This window comes from Kitasatospora phosalacinea (assembly GCF_000717185.1).
Lineage (GTDB): Bacteria > Actinomycetota > Actinomycetes > Streptomycetales > Streptomycetaceae > Kitasatospora > Kitasatospora phosalacinea_A.
Genome location: NZ_JNYE01000248.1, coordinates 1 through 1,164, shown reverse-complemented (window position 1 = coordinate 1,164; position 1,164 = coordinate 1). Strand labels below are relative to the sequence as shown.

General features: G+C 76.7%; 1 protein-coding gene. It reads right to left on the bottom strand.

Features of this window, described 5'->3' with window-relative positions:
• A partial coding sequence (locus tag OO57_RS37830) for a serine/threonine-protein kinase (protein ID WP_081974246.1) occupies positions 1 to 945 on the bottom strand: 945 nt, incomplete at its 3' end.
• Positions 946 to 1,164 lie beyond the last annotated feature (219 nt).

Below are 1,164 nucleotides of genomic sequence, written 5' to 3'. Positions count from 1 at the left end.
CGGCCGGGCCGCGCCCGCCGCGTCCGGCCGCGCCCCGCGCACCTCCTCGACGGGCGCGGCCGCCGCCCGCGCCTCGTCCGTCCGCGCGGCCGCCGCCGCGGCCCGCCCCGTCCGGCCGCCGCTGCCGCCGCGCGCCGCGAGTTCGCTCAGCCGCTCGTGCAGCGCCGCCGCGGGCGGCCGCTCGGACGACTCCTTGGCCAGGCAGGCGCGCACCAGCGGCGCCAGCACGGGCGGGATGCCGGTCAGGTCCGGCTCCTCGTGCACCACCCGGTACAGCATCACCTCGGACGAGGCGCCCGACCCGAACGGCGACTCGCCGGTCAGCGCGAACGCCAGCGTCGCCCCGAACGCGAACACGTCGGTGGCGGGCGTGACGGCCGCGCCGCGCACCTGCTCGGGCGCCAGGAAGCCGGGCGAGCCGACCGCCGTGCCGACGTGGGTGAGCGTGGAGGCGCCGCGCGACCAGGCGATGCCGAAGTCGATGATCCGCGGGCCCTTGGGGGAGAGCAGGATGTTCGACGGCTTCAGGTCCCGGTGCACCACCCCGGCCTCGTGCACCTTCACCAGGCCGTCGGCCAGCGCGGAACCGATCCGCGCCGCGTCCGGCCAGGCCATCGGCCCCTCCTCGGAGACCTGCTTGTACAGCGAGGGCCCGGGCACGTACGCGGTCGCCAGCCAGGGCCGCTCGGTCTCGATGTCGGAGCCCACCACCCGGGCCGTGCAGCCGCCGCGGATCCGCGAGGCCGCGGCGATCTCCCGGGCGAACCGGGTGCGGAACTCGGCGTCCTCGGCCAGCTCGGCCCGGATCAGCTTCAGCGCGACCCGCTGCCCCTTGCGGTCGGAGCCCAGGTAGACCACGCCCATGCCGCCGGCGCCCAGCCGCCGGTGCAGCCGGTACGGGCCGACGATGCGGGGGTCCTCACGCCTCAGCCGCATCATTGCCATCTGCCCGTACCCGTTTCCGTTCCGTCAGCCCGTGGAGTGAGGCCCCGTCGGATGTGGGGCATCGTCAGACACCTGTCTCGGGACAGCTTACGGACAGGCAGCGGCCCCGCGTCGACACGCAACACGCGAACCGCCGGTCGGATTGTCCGACCGGCACGGCGCGCCGCCCGCCCCGACCGCCCGCCGCCCGCTCCCACCGGTGGCGATCCGCACCCGAAC